This window comes from Microbacterium sp. UBA7513, from assembly GCF_002478345.1.
In the GTDB taxonomy this organism is placed as follows: domain Bacteria; phylum Actinomycetota; class Actinomycetes; order Actinomycetales; family Microbacteriaceae; genus Microbacterium.
In genome coordinates this window covers 170,266-178,531 of sequence record NZ_DLNJ01000007.1, presented here as the reverse complement: position 1 = coordinate 178,531, position 8,266 = coordinate 170,266, and the positions used below count along the sequence as shown (strand labels likewise).

The following is an 8,266-nucleotide window of genomic DNA, read 5'->3' as shown; positions in this document are numbered from 1 at the left end:
TCGGCGCGAAAGCGGGGTCTCGCGGAAGAGGTCAGCGCTTGAGGTTCGTGAGCTCCTGCAGCACCTCGTCGCTCGTGGTGATGATGCGGGCGTTCGCCTGGAAACCGCGCTGCGCGACGATGAGGTTGGTGAACTCCTGCGAGAGGTCGACGTTCGACATCTCGAGCGCGCCGCTGATGATGCCGCCGAGACCGCCGGTGCCGGGCTGTCCGAGCTCGGCCTGACCGGAGTTGCCGCTCGGGCGGAACTGCGAGGAGCCGACCTTCTCCAGGCCCCCGGGGTTCACGAACCCGGCCAGCGCGATGCGGGCCAGCACCTGGGTGTCGCCGTTGCTGAACGTGCCGACGAGGCTGCCGTCGTTCGTCAGCGCGTAGGAGCTCAGCGTGCCGGCCGGCTTGCCGTTCTGCTCCTTGATCGCGATGTCGCTGACGTCGGCGAAGCCGGTCACACCGGAGAGGTCGACGGTGACGCCGCCCGAGACGATGCTCCCGGCGCCGTTCTGCACACCGTCGGTGAACGTCAGTGCGGTGCTCGCGCCCGCGCCGTCGGTGACGTCCCAGCCGGTTGCGCTGCGGGTGAACGTCAGCCGCAGGGTGGACGCGGAGCCGTCGGCGCCGTAGGTCTTGATGTCGCGCACGAGCGTCTCGCCGACCGCTGCCCCCGAGGGCAGGTTGCCGGTGGCCCGTGCCGTGGTGGTGGCGGCGGCCGGGCTGAGGGCGCCCACCGGGAGGGTGATGTCGCCGATGCCCTGACCGGGGACGATCGCGCCGTTGCGGGCGGTCCAGCCCTGGACGAGCGCTCCGCCGGCACCGACGAGTCGGCCGCTCGCGTCGAACGTGAAGCCGCCGTTGCGGGTGTACAGCGTCTCGCCGCCGGAGCGGACGACGAAGAAGCCGTCACCCGAGATCATCAGGTCGGTGGGCACGCCGGTCGGCTGCGGGGCGCCTCCCGCGAAGTTGGTGCTGATGCCGGCGACCTGCACGCCCAGCCCGACCTGGGCGGGGTTCTGTCCACCCGTCGCCTGCTGCGGCAGCATCGAGTTGCGCAGGAGCTGGGAGAGGGAGTCCTGGAACTGCACGGAGGACGCCTTGAAGCCGGTCGTGTTGACGTTGGCGATGTTGTTGCCCGTGACGTCGAGCATGGTCTGGTGCGAGCGGAGTCCGGAGATTCCGGAGAACAGCGAACGGAGCATGGTGGTGCCTTTCTGGGGAGCGGGGTCAGGCAGCGGTGCCGGGGACGAGGGAGACGCCGGAGACGGCGTCGAGGGGGATCGACTTCTCGCCGATGGTCACGGTCGGGATGGCTCCCGCATAGGAGACCGCGGTGACGATGCCCTTCTGGGTGACGCCGTCGGCATCGACGTACTGCGCCTCCTGCCCGAGGAGGGCGGCGGCGGTCTGACGCATGCTGAGGGCGAAGCTCTCGGTGCTGGTCGAGGCGAGCGCCGTCAGCTGCTCCATGGAGGCCAGCTGCGTGGTCTGCGAGATCATCTCGTTGGTGTTCATCGGCGAGCTCGGATCCTGATTGGTGAGCTGGGTCACGAGCAGCTTGAGGAACACCTCGGAGTCGAGGGTCTTCTTGCGCTCGGCCGCCGGCGTCGTGCTGCCGGTCTGCACGCCGGACGTCGGCGTGGCACCCGGGGGCAGGGTCCCGGTGATGGAGTCGACCGTGGTCATGGAGTCCTCTCTGGTCAGGCGTAGACGTCGATGCCGCCGAGCGGAGCGACGGGCGGTGCGGTCGGGGGCGGGGAAGTGGTCGACGTCGAGGTCGGGGGACGCGGGACGGGCTGCGGGCGCGGGCGGTCCTGGTCACCGTTCCCGGTCTGGCCGTGCGTCGTCGCGCCGTGCTGGGGCGAGGAGGACGAGCCGTCCCCCGTGCTGAGGCTGAGGGTGGCGTGCGGCGCGGCGACCGCGAGGTCCCGGCGGAGGTCGACGAGGAGAGCACGCAGGGCGTCCCTGCCGATCTCGCTCGGGGCCTGCAGCTCGATGCGGAGGGTGGAGCCGGCGATGTGGGCCCGCACGGTGACGGGACCGAGGTTCTCCGGCGAGACGGTGAGCGTGATCCGGTGGTCGCCATCGGGGGCCTGGGCCAAGGACAGCACCGGGGCCGCCACCTGGGGGAGCAGGGCTGGGCGGACCGGCGCGGGGACGGTGCTCGGCGGCGCGACGGCAGCAGTGGCCGTGGCGGCGACCGGGCTCGGCGCGCTGGCGGACCCGGCCGCGACCGGGTCGATGCTCGTCGTGCCCGCCGGCGTGGTGGTGACCGGCGCCGGAGCCGAGGGCGTCGGGGGCAGCGAAGAGGTCTCGGGGACGCTCGGGTCCGCGGTCGGGGGATCGAGCGTGGCCGTCGCTCCGTCCGGCGCCGGGCCGGCGAGGCGGGACATCCGGCCGTCCGACCCCGTGCTCGTCCCGCCGTCGGCGCCGGCGCGCGCACCCGCCGCTGCGTCGACGGACGAGGCGGGCGGGGAGCGCACGACCGCTGCGATCGTCGGAGGCTGCGTCGTCGGAGCCGGCGACGGGAGAGCGGCGGCCGACCGGACCGCTTCGGCCTCGATCGGTCCGGCGCCCGGCGCCCTGCCGGCCGCCGTGGGCCCCGCCTCCGCATGAGGAGACGTCGCCGCAGCGGAGACCGAGTCGATGGCGGGCAGGGCGAGCGCGTCGATGGCGGACAGCGCGGGCGCGTCGATGCCGGGGCCGGCCGGACCCGCGGGAGACGGAGGAGCCGGAGTGTGCTCTCCCGGCGGCGGCGTCGGGACCGCGGTCGAGTCGGCGTCCGACGGAGCGACAGGCAGCATCGATGGCGGAGCGATCACGGACCCGGAGGGCGACGGGGCGGGGAGCGGAGGCGGCGTGGCGACGGCACCGTCGGCGGGAACGGCTGCCGTGGTGCCGTCGCCGCCGGTGGCGACGTCGGCCGCAGGCCCCTCGGGCGACTCGGAGTCGGCCGGCTCCGTCTCCCGGACGGCATCGCGCACGGCATCGGCGAAGGCGGCGGCTCCGGGGGCGCCGCGGGGCACCGAGGCTGCGGGGCGTGCGGGGCGCACGTCCAGAGCAGCCAGAAGGTCGAGGGCGGTCATGCCGGGTCCTCCGTCCGCGAGCGGGAGGCGATCTCGTCCAGTTCCGCCTGCTCCGCGCGCAGGTCTGCCGTCCGCACTGCTTCCGCGTGGTTGTCGGCGAGCCGTTCGAGACCGCGGAGAGTGCGCCGCGCGTCGGCGTGCTCGGCCCGCGCCTCGGCGACCGTCTCCTGCTGGAGGTCGGCGAGCGCCGTGAGATCGGCGAGCAGGGCGCGGCCGGAGACGCGGGCCGCGGCGAGCGCGGCGAGAGCACGCACGTCCACGGCCTCCGTATCGGTGCCGGCCAGATGCGCGCGCAGGACCCGGTCCCTGGCTTCGGTGTGCTGCGCGTCGATGACCGCGCGCGACAAGCGCTGCGCCGCCGCGCGTTCTTGGATCTCCCGGACGCGCAGGAGACCCGCGAGCGAGAACCCTCTGCTCATGACACCCCCTCGAAGGCGGAGACCAGGCCCTCCAGCCGCATCCAGGACTCCTCGATCGGACTGGTCTCGTCGAGCGGCTGCGTGAGGAACGCCGAGATGGCGCGCTCGTGCGTGATCGCCGCGTCGATGCGGGCGTCGGCACCGGCATGGTAGGCGCCGATGTCGATGAGGTCGTTGGCCCGGCGTCGCGCCGCGAGCACCGCACGGAGGGTGGCGGCGTGGTCGCGGCGCTCCCGGCTCGTGACCTTGCCGGCCACGCGGGAGACGGATCCGAGGACGTCGATCGCAGGGTGGTGCCCGGCGAGCGCGAGGGCGCGATCCAGCACGACGTGGCCGTCGAGGATCGAGCGGACGGTGTCGGCGATGGGCTCGTTGTGGTCGTCGCCGTCGACGAGCACGGTGTAGATGCCGGTGATGGAGCCGGTGCGGTCGGTGCCGGCGCGCTCCAGCAGCCCCGCGAGGAGGGAGAAGGTGGAGGGCGGGTAGCCGCGGGTGGCCGGCGGCTCGCCCGCGGAGAGGCCGATCTCGCGCTGGGCCATCGCGACCCTGGTCAGCGAGTCCATCATGAGGATCGCGTGTGCGCCCTCGTCGCGGAAGGCCTCCGCGATCCGGGTGGCGGTGAAGGCGGCGCGGATGCGGGCCATCGCCGGCTGATCCGAGGTGGAGACGACGACGACGGAGCGCGCGAGTCCCTCCGGACCCAGGTCGTCCTCGATGAACTCGCGCACCTCGCGGCCGCGCTCGCCGACGAGGGCGATGACGGTGACCTCGGCTTCGGTGCCGCGGGCGATCATCGACAGCAGCGACGACTTCCCGACCCCGGATCCCGCGAACAGGCCCACGCGCTGGCCACGGCCGACGCTGACCAGGGTGTCGAGCGCGCGCACGCCGAGGGGGAGCGGGGTGTCGATGCGGTCGCGCTCCATGATCGAGGGCGTGTCGTGATCCAGGCTCACGTGCGGCGCTGCGAGGGGGCCCTTGCCGTCGATGGGGCGTCCGAGCCCGTCCAGGACCCGGCCGAGCAACGCGGATCCGGTGGGAACCCGAACCGGGCCGCCGCGCCCTCGCACCGGGGCGCCGACGGTGAGACCGGCGACCGGGGCGAGGGGCATGCACCGGAGGCCGTCCTCGCCCGTGGCCACGACCTCGGCGTCGATGCCGTCGAGTGTCAGCACGTCCCCCACGGCGCCGTCGAGGCCGCGGACCTGCACGCTGAGACCGCGCACCTGCGAGACCTCGCCGATCCGTTCCGGACGCGCCGCCGCGAGCACGGCGGTCCACGAGCTCACGGCGCGCCTTCCAGGACAGCGCGGCGCGCGCGGGCGAGGGCCGTCGCGACCCTGGCGTCGATCAGGCCGTGCTCCAGCTCGGCCACGGCGTCGCCGCGGGCGAGGGTGTCGTCGGCCACCAGCGCGATCTCGGAGACGCCCTGTCCTGCCTCCGCGGCGAGGATGCGGAGGTCTTCCGGGTGCACCCGGAGACGCCGGACGGCGGCTGCATCGGTGGCGTTCAGGGCGCGGCGAGCCGCGGCGGCCGCGGACGATCCTGCGTCGCCCAGTTCGGCCGCGAGGATGAGCTCCGCGAGGTCGATCGCGTGCGAGAGCACCTGTCCGGTCGCGGCGGACTCCAGCGCGGCCTCTCGGGCGGTCAGGGACCGGGCCGCGGCGTGCAGCGCGGCGACGGCAGCCGAGACGTCCTCAGCCCGGATGCGCTCCCTTTCCGCCTGTGCGGCCTCGGCCGCTCGTCGAGCAGCTTCGGCATCGGCCACCCCTGCCCGGAAGCCGGCGGCGTGCCCCTCCGCGTACCCGCGGCGGCGCGCACGCTCCTGCTCGGCCCGGTGGTCGGAGCCGCCGAGTCGGGGGAACGCGGCCGGCGCGAACGCGTCAGTAGACATATTCGTCCTCGTCGGCCCGCTGCACCGTGATGTCTCCCGCGGCCTCCAGCGCACGGATCGTCCGGACGATCTCGGCCCGCGCCTCCTCGACCTGGGAGACGCGCACCGGGCCCAGCGTCCGGGCCTCCTCGTCGAGGTTCTCGCGGTTGCGCTCGGACACGTTACGGCGGATGAGGTCGACGATGGGCTGCTGTGCGCCCTTGAGGGCCAGGGCCAGCGAGCGGATGTCCATGCCCCGCAGCACGCGCTGGGTGTCGCGGTCGTCGAGCTTGACGATGTCGGCGAAGGTGAACATGCGCGACCGGATGTCTTCCGCGAGGGCACTGTCGCGGTCCTCGATGCTGGCGAGCAGCGCCTTCTCGATCGTCGCGCCGGAGCGCCCGATGATCTCCACGAGCGGCTCGACTCCGCCGAGCACCTCGGGGCTGTCCCGCGAGGCGAGGCTGCCGGTGCGGGCCTTGAGGGCATCGGCGACGATCGTGATGGCCTCCTGCGAGGCGGTGCCCATGGTGGCGATGGCCTGGGCCACGTCGGTCCTGGCCGGATCGGGCAGCGCGGCGAGGACCGCGGCGGCCTGATCGGCGGGGAGATGGGCGAGCACGAGGGCGACGGTCTGCGGCAGCTCGCCGTCGAGGAGCGTGGCGAGATGCGCGGCATCGGCGGAGGCGAGGAAGTCGAAGGACGCGCTCATCGTCGTCGAGCCGACCCGGCCGAGCACCGCCGCCGCCCGCTCGGAGCCGAACGACGCCTCCAGCAGGCCCGCGGCGATGTCGCGTCCGCCGCGCGCCGGCGGGAGGTGCCCGGCGGCGATGCGATGGAACTGCCCGAGTGCCTGCACCGTGGTCTCCGCGTCGAGATCCTGCAGTCCGATGATCTCGGCGGCGACGGCCTCGGCCTCCGCTTCGGAGAGGTGCTTCATGACCTCGACGGCCTGGGCGCGGTCGAGGTTCATCAGGACGATCGCGGCCGTCTGCCGATCGGTCAGTCCGCTCATACCCGCGACCTGTCGTCGATGAGGGTGCGCAGCAGCTCCGCGGTGCGCTGCGGATCCTGACGCGTGAGCGCGGCGATCTCGGCGCGGCGGCGCTCCAGGCTGATCTGCGCGGGTTCGGGCTCCGGGTCGGGGTCGAGGTCGGGGACCGGCTCGAGGAAGGCGAGCGGTGTGGTCGGCGCCTCCAGCACGGCCGTCGGGGCGTCGGCCGAGAGCGCGGACAGCTCGGCGGGGCGGTCGCCGAAGAGCTGGTCGAATTCCTCCGCACCGCGTGCCTTCCGCCGCGAACGGACGATGAGCGCGGCGATCGCGGCGATGAGGGGGATGGCGATGGCGGCTGCGACGATCACGGTGTTCAGGAGAGCGGCCTGACGGGCACCTTCTTCGGCGTCCTTCGCCGCCTGCAGCGCGGCCTGAGCGGCCTCGGCGTCCGTCTGGCTGAAGGCGACGAGTTCGACGGCGAGCTCGTCGCCGCGGGTCCTGTCGATACCGGCCGCGGTGGCGACGAGATCGCTGAGCTGGGCGGAGCTGAGGTCGCCTCCGGCTCCGGCGTCCACGGCGACCGACACCGACTGCCGCAGCAGGGTGCCCGCGGGGGTGGAGGTGCTCTCGGTGGCCTTGTTGACGGCGTTGGTGCGCGTCTCCTCCGTGTTCGTGTAGGTGCCGTCGCCGTTTCCGTTCGGAACCGCGATGTTGTCCGGACCGAGCACGCCCGCCTCCGAGGTGGAGCCGTTGCTGTTCTGCTCGCGGACCTCTTCGGTGAGCGGGGGCGTGCCCTCGGCCGGGGTGTAGGTCTCCTCGACGCGTTCGTTCACGGAGCGGTCGATCTCGGCGACCACGGTCACGGTCGCGTTCCCCGGACCGACCACGGTGTCCAGCATCTGCTGCACGCTCGCGGCCACGCGGGCCTCGTAGTCGCTCGCCTGCTGGTCGAGGCCGCCGGTGGCTCCGCCGCCCACGGTCGACAGCGTGCGTCCGGTCTGGTCGACGACGGCCACGTTCTCCGGTTTCATGCCGCTGACGGCGGCCGAGGTGAGGTGCACGATGGCCTCGACCTGCTTCTGGTCGAGCGTCGTGCGTCCGGCGGTCTCCACGAACACGGAGGCGGTCGCGTCGACCGTCTCCGACACGAAGACGCTCTCCTCGGGGATCGCGAGCTGCACGGACGCTGCGGAGACGCCGTCGATGGCCGAGATCGTGGCGGCGAGCTCGCCCTCGATCGCGCGCTTGTAGGTGACCGACTGCTGGAACTCGCTCGTGGTGACGCCCATGTCGTCGAGCAGCGAGTACCCGGCGGATCCGGCGCTCGGCAGCCCGGCGGAGGCGGCCGCGAGCCGCTGGTCGTAGACGTCCTTCTCGGGGACGAGCACGGTGGCGCCGCCGTCGGCGAGCTCGTAGGGGACGGAGGCGGAGCGCAGCTGCTCCACCACGGCGTTCGCGTCGGAGGCGTTCAGGCCGGAGAACAGCGGCGTGTAGGTGGGGCGGCTGAGCCAGCTGGACAGGGCGATGATGCCGAGCGCGAGCAGGGCGATGCCGATGATGGCGATGGTCCGCTGCGCGAGCGAGAATCCGGCGACCACCCGCCGCATCCGCTGGAACGCCCCGGTCACTGCCGGGGGCATCAGGCCTGCATCCGCATGATCTCGTTGAACGCGTCGACGCCCTTGTTGCGGACGGCGGCGACGAGTTCGAGGGTGACGGCGGCGCGCGAGGAGGCGATCATCGCGGCGTGGATGTCGTCGAGGTCGCCGGTCACGGCGGCGACCTTCAGGGTGTCGGACTCGGACTGCAGCGAGCGCAGCTCGTCGATCGCGCCGGTGACGCTGTTCGCGAAGGCCGTGTCGTCGCCGGTCTTCGCACCCGTCACGGGCGAGGTGGTCATGCCG

The 8,266-nt window shown here is 73.3% G+C and carries 9 protein-coding genes; all 9 read right to left on the bottom strand.

Translation table 11 applies throughout. From position 1 onward, the window contains the following. Positions 1-31: 31 nt before the first annotated feature. Genes B2W79_RS03655 through fliE form a run of 9 tightly spaced genes read right to left on the bottom strand, consistent with a single transcriptional unit; the run spans position 32 to position 8,262 of the window. Complete coding sequence (locus B2W79_RS03655) at positions 32-1,192, bottom strand: flagellar hook protein FlgE (protein ID WP_060923655.1); 1,161 nt, start codon at positions 1,190-1,192, stop codon at positions 32-34. Positions 1,193-1,217: 25 nt separating this feature from the next. After that, positions 1,218-1,676 carry a flagellar hook assembly protein FlgD gene (locus B2W79_RS03650; protein ID WP_071327501.1) on the bottom strand — a complete coding sequence of 153 codons (459 nt, stop codon included), beginning with the start codon at positions 1,674-1,676 and terminating at the stop codon, positions 1,218-1,220. A 14-nt stretch (positions 1,677-1,690) separates the two neighbouring features. Next, a complete protein-coding gene (locus tag B2W79_RS03645; protein WP_292787208.1) occupies positions 1,691-3,076 on the bottom strand; it encodes a flagellar hook-length control protein FliK in 1,386 nt (461 codons plus the stop codon). Beyond that, a complete protein-coding gene (locus B2W79_RS03640) occupies positions 3,073-3,495 on the bottom strand; it encodes a hypothetical protein (RefSeq protein WP_292787206.1) in 423 nt (140 codons plus the stop codon). Before B2W79_RS03640 ends, B2W79_RS03645 begins: the two co-directional genes overlap by 4 nt. Further along, entirely contained in the window at positions 3,492-4,784 is a 1,293-nt protein-coding gene (locus B2W79_RS03635; protein WP_071327498.1) for a FliI/YscN family ATPase, read from the bottom strand. The genes B2W79_RS03640 and B2W79_RS03635 overlap by 4 nt, the downstream gene beginning before the upstream one ends. Continuing rightward, entirely contained in the window at positions 4,781-5,389 is a 609-nt protein-coding gene (locus B2W79_RS03630; RefSeq protein WP_071327497.1) for a FliH/SctL family protein, read from the bottom strand. Before B2W79_RS03630 ends, B2W79_RS03635 begins: the two co-directional genes overlap by 4 nt. Beyond that, positions 5,379-6,383: a flagellar motor switch protein FliG gene (gene fliG / locus B2W79_RS03625; protein ID WP_071327496.1), complete on the bottom strand. Its 1,005-nt coding sequence runs from the start codon at positions 6,381-6,383 to the stop codon at positions 5,379-5,381. Before fliG ends, B2W79_RS03630 begins: the two co-directional genes overlap by 11 nt. Next, positions 6,380-8,002 carry a flagellar basal-body MS-ring/collar protein FliF gene (gene fliF, locus B2W79_RS03620; RefSeq protein WP_292787199.1) on the bottom strand — a complete coding sequence of 541 codons (1,623 nt, stop codon included), beginning with the start codon at positions 8,000-8,002 and terminating at the stop codon, positions 6,380-6,382. Before fliF ends, fliG begins: the two co-directional genes overlap by 4 nt. Then, positions 8,002-8,262 carry a flagellar hook-basal body complex protein FliE gene (gene fliE, locus B2W79_RS03615; RefSeq protein WP_051582258.1) on the bottom strand — a complete coding sequence of 87 codons (261 nt, stop codon included), beginning with the start codon at positions 8,260-8,262 and terminating at the stop codon, positions 8,002-8,004. Before fliE ends, fliF begins: the two co-directional genes overlap by 1 nt. Positions 8,263-8,266 lie beyond the last annotated feature (4 nt).